Origin of the sequence: Flavobacterium aquidurense (genome assembly GCF_002217195.1) — a bacterium.
In the GTDB taxonomy this organism is placed as follows: domain Bacteria; phylum Bacteroidota; class Bacteroidia; order Flavobacteriales; family Flavobacteriaceae; genus Flavobacterium; species Flavobacterium frigidimaris.
The window spans coordinates 131,686-147,076 of record NZ_MUGR01000028.1; the positions used below are offsets into that span (position 1 = coordinate 131,686).

The 15,391-nt window shown below is 31.6% G+C and carries 15 protein-coding genes; 2 read left to right on the plus strand and 13 right to left on the minus strand.

Annotation, left to right across the window (positions count from 1 at the left end; all coding sequences use genetic code 11):
* Window positions 1-136: 136 nt before the first annotated feature.
* Window positions 137-1,297 carry an MFS transporter gene (locus tag B0A67_RS15495; RefSeq protein WP_072956440.1) on the plus strand — a complete coding sequence of 387 codons (1,161 nt, stop codon included), beginning with the start codon at window positions 137-139 and terminating at the stop codon, window positions 1,295-1,297.
* Window positions 1,298-1,790: 493 nt separating this feature from the next.
* Here the strand turns inward: B0A67_RS15495 and B0A67_RS15500 are convergent, their stop codons facing one another.
* From B0A67_RS15500 to B0A67_RS15535, 8 genes are all read right to left on the minus strand, one after another.
* Window positions 1,791-2,456 (minus strand): hypothetical protein, encoded by a 666-nt coding sequence (locus B0A67_RS15500; RefSeq protein ID WP_072956438.1) that lies wholly within the window; start codon window positions 2,454-2,456, stop codon window positions 1,791-1,793.
* 8 nt (window positions 2,457-2,464) lie between these two features.
* Window positions 2,465-2,941: a DUF6265 family protein gene (locus tag B0A67_RS15505; protein ID WP_072956436.1), complete on the minus strand. Its 477-nt coding sequence runs from the start codon at window positions 2,939-2,941 to the stop codon at window positions 2,465-2,467.
* Window positions 2,942-3,224: 283 nt separating this feature from the next.
* Complete coding sequence (locus B0A67_RS15510; protein ID WP_072956434.1) at window positions 3,225-5,534, minus strand: type IA DNA topoisomerase; 2,310 nt, start codon at window positions 5,532-5,534, stop codon at window positions 3,225-3,227.
* A 272-nt stretch (window positions 5,535-5,806) separates the two neighbouring features.
* Window positions 5,807-6,901: an acyltransferase family protein gene (locus B0A67_RS15515; RefSeq protein WP_072956432.1), complete on the minus strand. Its 1,095-nt coding sequence runs from the start codon at window positions 6,899-6,901 to the stop codon at window positions 5,807-5,809.
* Window positions 6,902-6,969: 68 nt separating this feature from the next.
* Window positions 6,970-7,530 carry a YdcF family protein gene (locus tag B0A67_RS15520; RefSeq protein WP_072956429.1) on the minus strand — a complete coding sequence of 187 codons (561 nt, stop codon included), beginning with the start codon at window positions 7,528-7,530 and terminating at the stop codon, window positions 6,970-6,972.
* A 29-nt stretch (window positions 7,531-7,559) separates the two neighbouring features.
* Window positions 7,560-8,132, minus strand: coding sequence for a hypothetical protein (locus B0A67_RS15525; RefSeq protein WP_072956425.1), 573 nt, complete (start codon window positions 8,130-8,132; stop codon window positions 7,560-7,562).
* A 182-nt stretch (window positions 8,133-8,314) separates the two neighbouring features.
* Window positions 8,315-8,752: a hypothetical protein gene (locus B0A67_RS15530; protein ID WP_072956421.1), complete on the minus strand. Its 438-nt coding sequence runs from the start codon at window positions 8,750-8,752 to the stop codon at window positions 8,315-8,317.
* A 262-nt stretch (window positions 8,753-9,014) separates the two neighbouring features.
* A complete protein-coding gene (locus B0A67_RS15535; protein ID WP_123887418.1) occupies window positions 9,015-9,668 on the minus strand; it encodes a hypothetical protein in 654 nt (217 codons plus the stop codon).
* A 230-nt stretch (window positions 9,669-9,898) separates the two neighbouring features.
* On the opposite strand from B0A67_RS15535, the gene B0A67_RS15540 reads away from it, so the two are divergent.
* Complete coding sequence (locus tag B0A67_RS15540; RefSeq protein ID WP_072956415.1) at window positions 9,899-10,231, plus strand: hypothetical protein; 333 nt, start codon at window positions 9,899-9,901, stop codon at window positions 10,229-10,231.
* 464 nt (window positions 10,232-10,695) lie between these two features.
* Here B0A67_RS15540 and B0A67_RS15545 read toward each other — a convergent pair whose 3' ends face one another.
* The 5 genes from B0A67_RS15545 to B0A67_RS25005 form a co-directional block, all read right to left on the minus strand.
* The gene (locus tag B0A67_RS15545; RefSeq protein WP_072956413.1) at window positions 10,696-11,961 is read right to left on the minus strand and encodes an SEFIR domain-containing protein; all 1,266 of its coding nucleotides are present in this window, start codon (window positions 11,959-11,961) and stop codon (window positions 10,696-10,698) included.
* 374 nt (window positions 11,962-12,335) lie between these two features.
* Entirely contained in the window at window positions 12,336-13,304 is a 969-nt protein-coding gene (locus B0A67_RS15550; RefSeq protein WP_072956410.1) for an SEFIR domain-containing protein, read from the minus strand.
* A gap of 126 nt (window positions 13,305-13,430) precedes the next feature.
* Entirely contained in the window at window positions 13,431-13,829 is a 399-nt protein-coding gene (locus B0A67_RS15555; RefSeq protein ID WP_072956407.1) for a hypothetical protein, read from the minus strand.
* 3 nt (window positions 13,830-13,832) lie between these two features.
* Window positions 13,833-14,597: a hypothetical protein gene (locus B0A67_RS15560; RefSeq protein WP_072956403.1), complete on the minus strand. Its 765-nt coding sequence runs from the start codon at window positions 14,595-14,597 to the stop codon at window positions 13,833-13,835.
* Window positions 14,598-14,612: 15 nt separating this feature from the next.
* Window positions 14,613-15,391 (minus strand): hypothetical protein (locus B0A67_RS25005; protein WP_089069547.1); only part of this gene is annotated, 779 nt, incomplete at its 5' end.

Here is a 15,391-nt window from a genome sequence, read left to right on the forward strand (position 1 = left end):
ATCGTAAACTTTTTTTTTTGAATTGTTAAAATGAGTAAGGCGGTATCAATTTCTGACTTTTATTTAAAAAACGTAAAAAGGGTAGAAGTTACACTTCAAAAACCTTAATTTTGTGCCCTTAAAAAGAACGCTCTTCATGATTTTACCTTTTTTTAAAAAATTACAAAACACCCCCAGGGGATTCCGTATAGCCAACACTGTATTTTTTTTCCTTTCCGGATTTGGATATTCTTCCTGGGTATCGCGAATTCCGCATATAAAAGCCCAATTGCATTTGTCCGAAGCTCAATTTGGTACTGTTTTATTTGCTTTTCCAATTGGTTTGATGCTGACAATGCCTTTTACAGGAAAACTATTAAATAAATATAGTAGTCGATATGTTATGCTGTTGGGAGCGATCATGTTTAATATTGTGCTCGCTTTACCTGGTCTCGCGGCTTTTGTATGGCAGCTGGTGATTGTACTTTTAATCTTTGGAGCTTCCCGTAATATCTTCAATTTGTCTATTAATGCACAATCGCTTGAGGTTCAGAAATTATATTCACACTCTATTATAACCCGTTTTCATGCGGTTTGGAGTATTGCCGTTTTTGCAGGGGCAGGTTTAGGATATGTTATGGTAACCAAACATATTGCGCCATCAGAACATTTATTGGGAGTAAGCGTTTTTATGCTGGCGCTTACGGCTTGTTTTTACCCGTTGAGTATTCACAATCAGCCCGTACCGGTAAAAAAGAAGTTCTTTTCGATGCCGGAAAAAAATTTGGTAAAATTTGCTATTATTTGTTTTGTCTCTATGGCTTGCGAAAATACCATGTACGATTGGAGCGGTATTTATTTTGAAAACATACTGCACGCTTCTCCAAAATTAACGAGTGCGGCATTTGTATTTTTCGCTACAGCAGTTACTTTAGGGCGTTTGTTTGGAGATTATGGCGTAATGAAATTTGGTACGAAACGAATTCTGCTTTACAGTGGTGTTTTTATCACTTTAGGATTTTTAATTTGCTTCCTGCTTCCTTTTATATATCCCACAATTTTTGGATATGTACTAATAGGAGTTGGGGTTTCCTGCGTCGTTCCTTTAGTATTTAGCATTGCCGGAAGGTCGTCAAAGCTAAGCAGTGGTTCTGCATTAACTTCTATATCCACAATTGGTTACCTGGGATTTTTATTGGTTCCGCCAATGGTTGGGTTTATCTCTGAATATTTAAGTATGAAATTCGCCTTTTTGGTAATGGCGTTTCTTGGGATATTAATGATTTTTATGGTGAATAAAATCGGGGAGAACGAATAGGTTTTTTTAAGGTGCTGAGGTTCTAAGGTTTTTTTTGGCTGACTCAGGTTTGCCATAAGTATTACAAAAAAATCTGCTCTGAAAGAGCTTTAGCAATAGCATAGTGCGAAGCACTATGTTGAAAAAGTACTATCGTTTTGCCCTGTAAGGGCAATAGCCTAATTATAAAGAAAATACTAATCGTAGGTATACGGGATTTTCTACGAATCTATATATCTGTGCTTTTGCCCTTTCAGGGCAATATTCATTTTGCTTTGGTTCGTAGTGCTATGCACTACGCCATTGATTTTGGACTTTCAGCCCATTTTTAATATTATAGCGACCTGAGTGTGAATGCTTTTTTGTTTGAACTGAACTGAAGTCCAGCTCTACAATATTTTCCGAACCTTTGGTTCTCTTTTGTTTCTTCTGGAATTCTAGAGGAATGGTTGGTTTTATATTATGTTTGTTTTATATTACATTGACAAATAAAACTCAAAATTACCTTAATTAATTAGTCTTGTTTTTTTAATTTTAAGCCTTTTAAATTAACTTTTTTTGTTTTATCCTTATCTAAATTGTATGATTCAAGGAAAAAATTGTTTGTTTGTGGAAAATTGTCGACTAATAAATGAACTCGATTTAAATTTATCATTCCTTTTGTTGTATCACGCTCAGTAATTTGGTATAAAATACCATTTAAATTCGCACCTTTATGATTTTCAAATTCAAAATTTAAGGTTGTTGAATTTTTTGATGTGATATATTTCAGATACAAACTGTCTTTGTTTTGATTACAATAACCAAATTCTATTCTACGTCTATTTTTCTTATTTAATTTTAAATTTTCATATTTTGTGTGAAGTGATATCGTCCCATGATAAAAATTAGGCTTATCTGTTTTAGATATTTTTAAATCATAATAACAACTTTGAAGAGTATCAATTACATTATTTTTTATAAATTTAAATTGATTTGAAATAGTATCCTTTTTTTTAATTACATATAGTTCTATTTCTTCTTTGCTATCTGAATAATTAAGTGTTATTAAACTTCTCAAATATTTTTTACTAATATCTAATCTTTGAGAATTAGAATTTTTTGAGATATATTTTTTTTCTTCTTTTTTACAAGAAATTGTAAAAAAGAGGATTATAAAAATCAGGAAAAAATTCTTCATAATATAGTTTATTTCTTTACCATAATAAACTTCTCAGAACTCTCTTTTCCTTGTGAATTTCCTGAAATCTCAGCTGTCAAAGTATTATTAGCACCTTTTGTATAAGTGATTTTTTGAGGATAATCGTGTTTTGGATTTTCAAATACCAATTGTTTATCAGATTCAGTCGTTGAAGGGAACGCTACCGCTTGATCATCATTCTGACCTTTTACAGTGGCAAAATAAGTTAAGGTTTCTCCTTTTTGGGCTAAAACGATGGTTTCAAAATGTAAAGTATCTTTTCCTTTGATGAAATAAGAAGAGGCATTAAAAGTACTGTCGTTAAGTTTTGTCCAGTTTTCAGTCAAAATGCCTTCAGGAGATTTGTTTTCCCAGTTTCCAATAAGCCAGTCTGCAATTTTGATTTTATCTTTTTCTACAGATTCTTTTTTCTGACAGGAAACAACAAGTAATACAAAAGCTAAAAGAGTAATTTTCTGAAACATAATTATGGTTTTTGATGTTAAATTGAAAGGCTAAGATATTAAAAAAAATGGTTGCCACTAATTTCACAAATTAGCACGAATTATTATTCAAATGCTAATAGAAATTTGCCACAGATTACATGATTAAAATGATTTTTGTTTCAAGCAGATGCTGCAGATTAAGGCAGATTTAATTTTGATTCTGAATGATGTAAATCTGCGAGAAACAAAAAATTCGCGCTAATTTGTGGTTAGAAAACTTTGTAAAAAATCATGTTAATCATGTAATCTGTGGCAAAAAAAATTAAACACTTTCGCCTAAAATAGCATAAACCAATTCTTTAGTAGGTTTTTGATCTTTTAGTTTGGCTCTGACATCATCAAAAGTCACTTTAAAATCACAACCCAATTTATAATCGCCACAACCATAAGCGGTTTTTCCTTTCATGATCGTTCCTTTTTTGCATTTTGGGCACGTCAGGGCATCAGAATCAATTGCTGCAGCTGGTTTTGCTTTCGGGGCTGTTTTTTTGACTTCTAGCTTTAGTTTGTAGTTTTCTTCAAAACGAATCAAACCTTCTACAGTTCCTTCCTCGGTTTTAAAGCCTTTTATGTTTACGGTAGATCCTTTTTGAACCAATCGTAAATATTGGTTCTCGGATATTTTTTTCTCTGCAAAAGTATTGGGTAATAAAAAATCACAACCAGCTTTATAATTTCCACATCCGTAAGCTGATTTTCCTTTTATTAAAGTGGCTTTCTGGCATTTCGGACACGTTTCTGCCAAAATTCCTGCGGCTTTCTTTTTCTCAACTTTTACCACTTCTTTTTGAGTAGCGGTAGCGTGCGAAATATTGGCGTGTCTGGTTTCACTTCGTACTTCGGTAACCAAAGCCTCGACCATTCGCTTCATGTTTTTGATGAATGCTCCGGCGGTAAAAGTGCCTTTTTCGATATCTTTCAACTGCTTTTCCCAGGAACCTGTAAGTTCAGCGGATTTGATCAATTCATTCTGAATCGTATCTATAAGCTGAATCCCCGTTGGAGTTGGTAAAACCTGTTTTTTGTTTCGAACAATATACTGACGCTTAAAAAGTGTTTCGATAATATTCGCACGCGTAGACGGACGGCCAATACCGTTTTCTTTCATCAGTTCTCGTAAATCTTCGTCATCGACTTGTTTTCCTGCGGTTTCCATCGCACGCAGTAAAGTTGCCTCAGTAAACTGATTGGGTGGTTTTGTCTCTTTTTCTAAAAACGATGGTTCGTGCGGCCCTTTTTCGCCCACAACAAAACTAGGTAACAGATCGGCTTCTTTTTCCTTAGCGTTTGGATCTTCAAAAACAACACGGAATCCTTTTTTCAGGATTTCTTTTCCGGTGGTTTTAAAATGTACTTCGGCTGCTTTTCCTATTACTGTGGTATTGGCCACGAGACAATCATCATAAAATACCGCAATAAAACGTCTTGTAATAATATCATAGACTTGCTGCTGATTGAATTGCAAATTGCTTTCTATTCCGGTTGGAATAATCGCATGGTGATCTGTAACTTTTTTGTCGTTGAAAACCTTAGGTGATTTTTTTATCTTTTTTTCTAAAAGCGGTTGCGTTAACTCCGCGTATTTGGATAGTTTTTGCAGAATTCCCGGTACTTTTGGGTAAATATCGTTTGGTAAAAAAGTCGTGTCAACTCTGGGATAGGTCACTACTTTTTGTTCGTATAAAGTTTGCACAATTTTTAGCGTTTCGTCTGCCGAAAATCCAAATTTGGTATTGCAATACACCTGTAAACCTGTTAAGTCGAATAGTTTAGGCGCAAACTCGTTTCCGTTCTTTTTATCGACCGAAACAATTTCGAATTCACTTTCTTTGACTTTATTGGCCAAAAGTTCTCCGTCTTCTTTTTTCAGGAAGCGACCATCTTCATAACTAAAAAGGGTTTCTCTGTATAAAGTCTGTAATTCCCAATAGGGTTGAGGTTTAAAGTTTTCGATTTCTTTCCAACGGTCTACAACCATTGCCAATGTTGGCGTTTGCACACGGCCAATAGACAAAACTTGTTTGTATCCGCCGTGTTTTACGGTGTACAAGCGTGTGGCATTCATACCCAATAACCAGTCGCCAATAGCTCTGGAGAATCCGGCATAGAATAAATTATCGTAGTTTTCAGAAGGCTTTAAGTTTTCGAAACCTTCTTTTATCGCTTCGGTTGTTAAAGACGAAATCCATAAACGCTGTACTTCGCCTTTGTAATTCGCTTCGTTCATAACCCAACGCTGAATCAGTTCACCTTCCTGCCCGGCATCCCCACAGTTGATGACCAACTCGGCTTTGTCGAATAAGCTTTTTACAATTTTAAACTGTTTTTGAATTCCTGAATTCTCGACAACTTTGGTTTCGAATTTCTCCGGAAGCATGGGTAAGTTGTTCAAATCCCAGCTTTTCCAGTGCGGTTTGTAATCGTTGGGTTCTTTTAAAGTACATAAATGCCCAAAAGTGTACGTCACGGCATAACCGTTTCCTTCAAAATATCCATCGTGCTTGGTATTGGCTCCCAAAACGGATGCGATTTCGCGTGCTACACTTGGTTTTTCAGCAATACATACCTTCATTTTTCTCCTTCGTTGTTTAAAAAGCGAAATTAGGGATTTTTTATAAGAAAGGAGCAAAGGTTCTTAGGAACAAAGGGACAAAGGTTGTTTTTATTTAATCGCACAAAGTCGCAAAGTCGTTAAGTTTTTTGTTTCACGCAGATTTAAAAAGATTTAAGCAGATGGTCGCAGAGTATATTATCAAAATTTAATCTGCCTTAATCTGCAGAATCTGCGTGAACTAAAAAAAAACTTTTAATCATTAGCTTTAAATAAAATTTTGCTCTCGATAGCTAACCGGGATTTTGAGATTTTTTCTTTCTCCTATCCGTAAGATATTTTCGAATTGGGATATCATAAAGAACCATCGTTAGATAAGCGACGCCCAGTAAAAGCAATGTGCCAATAAACATAATCAAGGCCAGTTGACCTGTTTCTGGTTTGTATTTGGTGTAATAGTTGGCGAATATCCACATGGCTGCGTAATGCGTCATGTATAGGGGATAGGATATTTTTCCGAAGAAGATACATAGTTTTCTGAATACCGGTTTTAGTGTTGCTCCGGCGCCTGCTACAATCAATAACGGAAAATAAAGCAGTACTACCAAAGGTTCTGTCAGCCAATTATAATCAGAAAAAGGGATGAAAAACGTTAAAAGCAATAAGACTGATAAGCTGATAAAACCCAGTTTCGATTTAATAATCCAATTAGAGCGAAAAATGAGCATTCCTGCTAAAAACGAATATGAAATACGGGCGCAGCCATCCCAAAAAGTTTCTCCGCTCCAGCCGCCCATTAAGCAACCTCCCGCGCGATGACTGACAAAACAAATTCCTGCCGCAGCAAAAATGGTTAATAAAAAAAGTGAACGACGACTAAGTTTGTAAAGAAAAAGCGCATACAGAATATTGGCGACATATTCCCAAAACAAAGACCAGCCCGGCGCATTTAAACCAAATATATTGAAATAACGATCTGCCATAACCGGAAAAGGAATCAGAAAAACAGAAGCCAGAAAAATCAGGATCAATTTGCCTGTTTCGTAGGTTTCAGGATGACCGCCAAACGGATCAAACAAAAAAGCCAATAAACCCAATACAGAACCAAAAACAACCAAAGGATGTAATCTGATCAGTCTTAATGTAAAAAAGTCGCTGAGTTTCATTTTTTCAATACGATCATTGTAGGCGTAGGCAATAACAAATCCGGAAAGACAAAAGAAAAAGTCAACTGCAAGGAAACCATGCGCGATAAAATTTTCTTTAGGCGGATAAACGATTTCCATAAAATGAAAAAATACAATAGCCAAAGCGGCTACTCCTCTTAATCCGTCGAGGATTTCAAAATGTTGTTTTGGTTTTAAGGTTTCGGTAGTGGTTTGTGTCATTTTTTGATTCTATTTTTTAATATGCGGCTTATAAATTGGGTTGAGTTCACAAGTGTAATCAATGTTTTTTATTGCGTGTAGTATCCAACAAATTCTCGTAATATGGAGTACAAATCTTTAATTTCAAAATAATTGGGGCTAACACTGGCAACATTCTTAAACCCTTGTTTACGAAACAACATTTTGGTTCTCGTTACATGATAATATTGTGATACCACAATTATGCTTTTAAAGTCAAGACTATCTTTTAATTTTATTGTGTTAATTAATGTTGCGCGCGTGTTGTTTCCTAGATTGTCGACAATTATTGCAGTATCCGGAACTTTGTTAGCAATTAAAAAATCTCTCATTTTATCTCCTTCATAAAAACCTTCTTTGCCTAAACCACCGCTTACTATTATTTTTTTTACGCGATGTTTTCGGTATAAATTTAACCCACATTCCAAGCGCTTTTCAAGACGTTCAGAAAGTGTTCCGTCTTCGTTTACTTTGTTGCCAAGAATAACTGCAATATCTGCATTTTTTTCGTTATCATGCAAGCCGTCAATTGTTATATAGATTGTATGCCCAATAAACCATAGTAAAAATATTGTTAGAAGTAATTTTAGTATTTGTTTCCAGTTTTTCATGTAATCAATTAGAGCGTTTAGTAGGCTTTTTATAACTTAATTTTAATTTCTTTGAAATCACCATTTTCATCTTCTGTCCACTTATCTTGTCCAATTAAATAGTATTTTCCTTTTTCTTTTATTATTCGATTTTCAAAATCTTTGTCATCAGATATAAACCCATTTGTTTTTGCAATTTCATGCCAAGTACCATTTTTATAGGACCAAACCGAAATGTTTTTCCACCAGCCTTCATTTGTTCTGGAAAAAATTAGAATTTCATTTGCATGATCATGATTGATATCTTCGGTTTTCATAACCCAAACTCCTACTAAAGATTGTTCAAGACGTATTGTTGGAATATTTCTTTTAAACTTAATAGCTACATAGCAAATTTTTTCTCCACACTCAACTTCATTTGTTTCCTCATTCCATTTATAATTTACAAACGCAGTATCATTAACTTTATCATTATTAATGTCTCCAACGAAAAACTTTCGATTTTCGATTCCAATTTTCTCCGCAACAGATTTTTCTGTTATGGAGTCGTTAGAAACACTTTTTTTTGATTTGGTTTCACAACTACAAAGAATTAAAAGCAAAACTAAAAATTTGATTTTCATAATTATGGTTTTTGTTTTTCTGCATTCTGCTCAATTGCCGGCTAATGTTTTGATGCTTTGCGGCCGGTCAGAAAAGCGAAGCGTAAAGCCAATATTGTTATTAAAGTTCAATTGAAAAACTGCGGTTGAATTTTTTACATCAGCCTGTCTGTTGTAAAACTCGTATTGGCAGCAGTTTGTATTTATTGAACCTGGATTTTGTTGATTGTTTTTCTGAACAATAAAAATTGTATTGTGGTAAGGAACATACCAATTGTTGAAAAAATGGCAAGCGTTGTCAGAATCGTAAAATTCTGTATGCGAATATCAATCAATAGATTACTGATGATAAAAATAAAACAAAATAGTGGTATTCCTAAAAATGTCAGAAGTGATAGATAGAAATTATTCCTGATTTTTTCTACCAAATTAAGAAGAAGTACAAAAGAAGAAATAACCATCGTAATAAAATATATAAATGCAAAACCTATATTTAAATACAGTTCTAAAATCTGCATCAATTTTTCAAATAAATTTCCATCGATCGTTTTTGTTGCTGCAATCACTACATGATAGGTTAAAAATAATACAGCACTTATCAGAAAATTAATTAGCCAAAACTTAAATATAATTTTTTTCATCTTTTGTGAAGGTAGTTTTTGTTGCTTTTTTTGTGAAGATAAACAAAATCTCCTGTTCTCATTTTACCTAAAACTTCAGGTTTTAATGAAAGATCAATGATAGATAAATAACTAATATGCTTTGGTTTTTTCTCTCATTTCGTTAGGGATTATTGTCATGGTTATTACGACCCGATCGTGCATTCATAGTTTATATTATTTTGTTATTGATATGGCTTGCGTTCACGAGCGAGACGCCATCGCCAGCGGGGGAATAATGAATTTATTTAAAAGATTTGATAAAATTGTAACTCATAATATACCCTAAATCTTCGCTTTGATAATTGATGCCGGCCGTATATAAATGGTTGTTTATGTAAGAGCTGTAAAATTCCTGAGTTAAAATTAGTGCGTCAGTTTTAGGATGGTACAGATGAACTAAAATTTTATTAAAGTCATATTTCCCTAGTTTTAAATCACTTTTTGCAATGTCATATTTTAGTCCTTTACCAGAATAGGTTTCTTCGAGTAATTGAAACATAAAGGCTTTGTATTCGTCAAATGTCATCTTTTTTTTACCAATTAAAGACTCGTAATTGGCGCTAAAAATATTGTATTTGTCTTTTTCAAAACTGATTAAGGTTGTACTGGATCGGGTAACATTTTTTCCTTCTGTGGCATGTTCCTTCATAGCTTCGTAACCTTTGTCTTCTAATTCTTTTGTTCTTTCTTTTGATGTTATTGTAAAGCCTTCCGGAATTTCAATTTGCCAATCGAATAAGTTGCATTTATATTTGCCGTCTTCAATTTTTCCGTCTTCGTGATCTCCAATTATTATCTCTTCCTTAATCGAAGAAGAATTAACTTGTTTTTGTTGGCAAAAGGAATGCACCGGAATAAGCGTTAGTAATAAAAGGTTGAAGTATAGTTTTTTCATAATGTATTGTGTTGAAGAGCGGATTCCCATTCTGTATTTAACGTTTTGACTTTCGTTTACACAAAGATTGATTTTTTTCTCTTTACAAATGTAAAAAGCGGCAAAGATATTTTCTTGTAGCTTTCATTTTAAATCAGTTGTATACAACCGATTGTATACAATCACCTAAAAGTAATCTATTACTTGTAATTTCGTTTTGATGAAAAATAGTAACTAGATAAGATTCAATCATGGAAAGCCAACAAACAAAACAAGTCACAGAATTTTTAGAATCAATGAATAGAATCAATAAATTCAACACCCTAAAAACAGAGAATAAGGGTGATAATTCGTTTAGTGTAACGCTAAAAGTTTCCGGTTATAACGAATTAAACTCAATGGTTTCAGATCTTCTGAAATCAAGTATCGTTTTAATGAATAAGGAAGCCAGAAGTTTGGCTTTTTTTGAATCAGATACAGATATTAATGTGGTGACTTTGCTTGAAATTGCATTGCAGCTTTTACCTGATCAGGAAATGGAATTGTTGGATGATTTGCATAAGATGGGTTTGAAGTCTGATTAAAAATAAGATTCCATTGCTATCAATCTTACGTATTAAAAATAATTAAGAGAAGTATAAGTGCTCCCAGGAATATAACTCCAATCATATGATTTAAAGAGCTGTTTTCTTCCTTCTTTTTGTTGCTGCCCGTTGGTGACCATATGCCTGAAAATGTTGTAAAGTCATCGTCGTTTAGTAAACATCGTAAGTTTACATACAGAAACCTAACTGATGCTCCTAAATACTCTAATAAAATTCGACCCACTATTATTTGTAAAAAATCCATTTGTATGAATTCTTGTTTAGGATTAGCGTAATGATTGAGTTTTTTTGTTTTATGTTCTTCGGCTAGCGCGAGCGTCCCGCTCGTGCACTCATAGTTTTTATATTTTTGTTATTTGCATGGCTTGTGCTCACGAGCGGACGCTCGCGCTAGCAGGGGTAGCTTTTTATGAAAATACTTCGTAGAGCGGGGTCATTTATATTTATGCTAGTCCTAATTTCCAATTACCAATTTTAAAGTAGTCGTCTTTTTTCTCTGATGAAATATTATTATAAACATATGAAAATGCTTGTTTTGGGATAGCTTCTCTAATTAATATTTCATGATTTAAATCGTGGACATCCAATCCTCCTAATCTAGTTAGCAACATATAATTATTAGAAATTGAGGGATCTTTTATGCCTAAAGTACTTAGAAGTTTTAGTATTTCCTTTTCATCTAAATATATTTTAAAGCTCCAATTATTCTCATCTTCAAAAATATCAAAACCTTTTCCTTGTTTAATTTTGGGATTTGTAGCAAAATACTTAACACTATTTTGTACAGCTATAACAACTTCATCTATATTGTAAATGTATGCATACTTGTTGTAACTATAAATTATAATATTTTCAGTTACCTCTTTTAATTTATTGTATATTGTTTCTTTTCCATAATAAAAGCATGCATCTAAAAATTTTCTGTATTGATTTTTTGCCTTCAAGTCATTTTCATTAGGATTTTCTATTTTTTTTAATTCTTCATATTTTCGATATATTTCACTTATATTTTCGATTTCAAATTCAATTTCATATGATTTTCCTTCATTGAATAAGTCTTTAATTTGAGTAAAATAATCTGCAAGAATTAGATCGCTTTGTTTACATTCGAAATCTTTCGTTAATTCTATTTTAAAAATCTTTTTTAGACTTTCTTGAACTGGTTTTTTATCAGAAAGGTTTATACCACTTTTCTGAAATAAAGAATTTGCCTTCTTTGTTTCAATTGAAGGTAATTTAGGTGCTACAGGTGAAAATTCATAGAGTTTTTGATCAAGCAATTTTGCAAATAGTTTCTCCTTTTCTCTTTCATTTCCTTTGCTTAAATCTAGAATTTCTCTAGATTTAAAAAATAAAGGAATGATCTTATCATTAAAGCCTTCAAATGATATTAAAATATATTTATTTGAATTTGTTTCAATATCTCTTAGTATAAGTGAATATTCAGTTCCAACCCCACCTTTGAATTCTTCTGCTTTTTTTCGGTAAGTTTCAGATAGAATAATGATTACCTTACTGTAATCTGTCATTCCTCTATGCATCATAGTTATGAAATCTTTTGCAGTTTCATTCTGTATCAACATTTTATCTATTTCAGCATGAAACCCATGATCTCTTAAAAAATTAGTAAATGCTATAGCTTTTTCATTATGTTCCTCATTATCCCAACTATATGTTACAAAAACTTTAATTTCAGAAGTATTTTTCATATAATTATTTTATATCTTTAATAGTTTAATTTTTGTCATATTAAACAGATCTGTTCTGTCGAATTGAAAAAAAATATCTGCTCTATTTTGTTTTTAATGTTGTTTTCAACATTTTTTGTTTTCTAATTTTCATATTTTATTATAAGCAATATCTGCTAAAAAATCAAAGCCCCGATAGCGCGGATTTGTAATCCGTGCCCGCAAAGATAATCATCTTTTAAAAATACAAAGTATTGTGTCTCATCGTTACGGGCACGGATTGCAAATCCGCGCTATCGAACTAGAAGGTATATCCGCGCGATCTGGTTGCGTTCACGAGCGGGACGCTCGCGCCAGCTTGGGGAATTGGCAAATCTTGTAAATATATTTTTTGTTTAATTGGCTAAAAATAAACTAGAGTCCAATTTTTTAGAAACTCCATTAAAATCTTTTACTAAGAAATCATTTAGAGGAAATGTTTTTTCAAATACCCCATGTTCTGTATAAATCTTAATTATTATTGATTTACTTATAATCTCATTTATTGTATAATTACGAATCACTATTTTTTCAAGTTTAATTGATGTTGTTTGATTTGAAAAAATTCTATCTGACTTTTCTATGTTTATTATTTTATAATCACCTTCTATTCTACCATCTACTTCATAGGAGACAATTTGTTTTGGATAGTGAATCTCAACGTTATACTCATTTATAACACTTTCACTTAGATTAACAAAAGATATATTTAACTCTAATTCAATGTATTTAAGTAATTGATAAAAATAGGATGAAGTTCCAGTATTTGAGACTAATTTAATATCCGAGATAATTACCTTGTTTTTTTCTGCAAATAATGAAGGTATTTTACTTGTTTCTATTGTTGGTAATTTAGGAGCGACTTCTGAAAATTCATAAAGTTTTTTGTCGAGTAATTTTGCGAAGAGTTTTTGTTTTTCTCCTTCATTATCTTTACTAAAGTCAATTATTTCTCTAGACTTAAAAAATAATGGTGCTATATTATCGTTGTGTCCTTCAAATGATATTAAAATATACTTGTTTGGGTTAACTTCAATGTCTTTTAAAATAAGTGTGTATTCAGTTCCGACTCCACCTATAAATTCTTCTGCTTTTTTTTTATAACCTTCGGAAAGGATAACAATTACTTTTTGATAATCTGTCATACCTTTATGCATCATTACTTTAAAATCTTTTGCTGTTTCGTTTTGTACTAGCATTTTGTCTACTTCAGCGTGAAAACCATTATCTCTTAAAAAATTTGTAAACGCTATCGCTTTTTCTTTATGTTCTTCATTATCCCAACTATAGGTAACAAAAACTTTAATTCTTTCATTATTTTCCATTTGATTATTTTTTTGAGTATTTTTTTTAATGTTCAAGAAGTCTTTGTTATTCACTGTGAGGATTTGCTATCTTATCTATGAATTTTGTTATATCTCTTAGCGAATTTTTAATCAATCTTATTACCATCATTTAAATATTATTTTCATGATGATAATTGTCACAACTACAATAACTCCGTAAAATACAATAAGGGTAGTATTAAAGATAGCGTTTAACCAAGTATTCTTACCATTATTGTAATTTTCTATACTCATTTTGAAATCAATCCCACCTGTTTTTGCAGAAACAATCTTATATAAGGTTCTGAAACATTTTTCTCGAGAAATAAAAAACGCATCTAAAATCCAAAAGGATGGAATAACTATATAAGATAAGATAGCAAAATCTCCATTCGAATCTTTTGCAGCTAAAGCAAATAATGCAGAAACTAGTGTTACAGCCCAACCTTTAATTAGAAAAGAATTTGTATTCATACGAGTTATTACATTCTGTATAAATTCTAGATGTTTTAATTTGTCTTCCATTTTTTATTTTAGTTTATATAAATAATTAAGTGCTTCGAGTTCATTTGTAGGATGTTTTTTTAGCCACATTGCTAAAAAAGTTGAATCTATTTTTGTTAAATGATCTAGATCTAGATTATAATTGATTTTTAATTGGGGCGTATCCTTTTCCGCACTAAAAGTTTTTGATTCAATTATAATTTTAAAACGATCAGGAATATTGATTCTAATAAATTTTGAAAGAGCGATTTCATTGTAGATCCAAGGAGATTCACTCTTATTAAGGGTTTCGTATTTTTGTATAGAATTTGGTGTATTTATAACTATAAAACATTCACATTTGTCAATCATCATTGTTAAAGCATTCATTAGCATCATGTGAATATGGCTTGATGCATAATTTACATCTGAATATGAATAAAGTTTTGGCGATAAATTTTGTACAGAATAATTGTCATTAACCCCTTGTAGGAGATTATCTGAAGATCCCCAAAGGCAAGAATCAATAAAAGCGATAAGTCCAAAATTTTCATAAAGCCAACCAGAAAAAGCTATTGCTAACTGTTTGTCATCATGAGAGTGAGATATAAATATATCTGCATTTAAATTTGGAAACCAGTTTTCTTGTAATTCAGTTCCGTCAATAGTAGTGGGAGAAAATAAAAATTTTCTAAAATTATTATCTATCGGTTTCTTTAATTTTAGATAATTTTCTTCTCCTATTTTATAATAATGTTGAAAATTTGAAAGTTCTTTTGAATTTAGTGATAAATTAAAGCCTTTATACATGTTTAAATTGTTTGTTTATAAGAATTTATTTGATAGGGGAGTTAAAGAATATAATTGATCGAGAGCATTTTCTGGTGAGTTACAATCTTTTTTGAACCATTCCCATAATGTGTTTTCATTTAAATTTGTTAAATGCGATAATTCTATATCATATTCTATTTTTAAATTTTCGTTTAAAGCCTTCATTTGTGCTGAATATTTGCTATCCTTTATATTTAATCTTTTAGGGGGTACTTTTCTTATAATTTGCGTTGTAGCAATCTCTGAAAATATCCAAGGTGACGTAGTTTTATCTATTATTGAAGCTGGGGTAATAGAATTTGGAGTATTCAAAAAAAATATACATTCTGAATTATCTATCATTTTATTTAAAGCTGTAGATAATATTAAATTTATGTGACTTGTGGAATAATTTCGCTTATCGTAATTATATGTATTTTGGCCAGTATTTTTACAATATGTATTGTCAATTTGTTTTAAAATATGGTTAGAATATCCCCAAACATTAGAATCTATAAATGTTTCAATATTAAAAATTTCATAAAGAATTCCTGCAAGTATTATTGCTATCTTTTCATCTTTATGTGAATGAGATAAAAAAATATGCGATTTAACTTCTGGAAACCAATTTTTTTGTAAATCGGTTCCACTGATTACTCCATTTTTAGATGTAAAATGATTGAGATTTTCTTGAATACTTTTTTTTGTTTTGTTATTTTGTATTTTTCCTATTTCATAGAACTCATTAAATTCATCAATTTCCGCATTAATTATATTTGATGTTAAATTATAAC

Bases quoted from the DNA above. Each gene is read 5' to 3' on its own strand.
- B0A67_RS15495 (WP_072956440.1), top strand. From the start codon at position 137: ATGATTTTACCTTTTTTTAAAAAATTACAAAACACCCCCAGGGGATTC.
- B0A67_RS15500 (WP_072956438.1), bottom strand. From the start codon at position 2,456: ATGAAGAATTTTTTCCTGATTTTTATAATCCTCTTTTTTACAATTTCT.
- B0A67_RS15505 (WP_072956436.1), bottom strand. From the start codon at position 2,941: ATGTTTCAGAAAATTACTCTTTTAGCTTTTGTATTACTTGTTGTTTCC.
- B0A67_RS15510 (WP_072956434.1), bottom strand. From the start codon at position 5,534: ATGAAGGTATGTATTGCTGAAAAACCAAGTGTAGCACGCGAAATCGCA.
- B0A67_RS15515 (WP_072956432.1), bottom strand. From the start codon at position 6,901: ATGACACAAACCACTACCGAAACCTTAAAACCAAAACAACATTTTGAA.
- B0A67_RS15520 (WP_072956429.1), bottom strand. From the start codon at position 7,530: ATGAAAAACTGGAAACAAATACTAAAATTACTTCTAACAATATTTTTA.
- B0A67_RS15525 (WP_072956425.1), bottom strand. From the start codon at position 8,132: ATGAAAATCAAATTTTTAGTTTTGCTTTTAATTCTTTGTAGTTGTGAA.
- B0A67_RS15530 (WP_072956421.1), bottom strand. From the start codon at position 8,752: ATGAAAAAAATTATATTTAAGTTTTGGCTAATTAATTTTCTGATAAGT.
- B0A67_RS15535 (WP_123887418.1), bottom strand. From the start codon at position 9,668: ATGAAAAAACTATACTTCAACCTTTTATTACTAACGCTTATTCCGGTG.
- B0A67_RS15540 (WP_072956415.1), top strand. From the start codon at position 9,899: ATGGAAAGCCAACAAACAAAACAAGTCACAGAATTTTTAGAATCAATG.
- B0A67_RS15545 (WP_072956413.1), bottom strand. From the start codon at position 11,961: ATGAAAAATACTTCTGAAATTAAAGTTTTTGTAACATATAGTTGGGAT.
- B0A67_RS15550 (WP_072956410.1), bottom strand. From the start codon at position 13,304: ATGGAAAATAATGAAAGAATTAAAGTTTTTGTTACCTATAGTTGGGAT.
- B0A67_RS15555 (WP_072956407.1), bottom strand. From the start codon at position 13,829: ATGGAAGACAAATTAAAACATCTAGAATTTATACAGAATGTAATAACT.
- B0A67_RS15560 (WP_072956403.1), bottom strand. From the start codon at position 14,597: ATGTATAAAGGCTTTAATTTATCACTAAATTCAAAAGAACTTTCAAAT.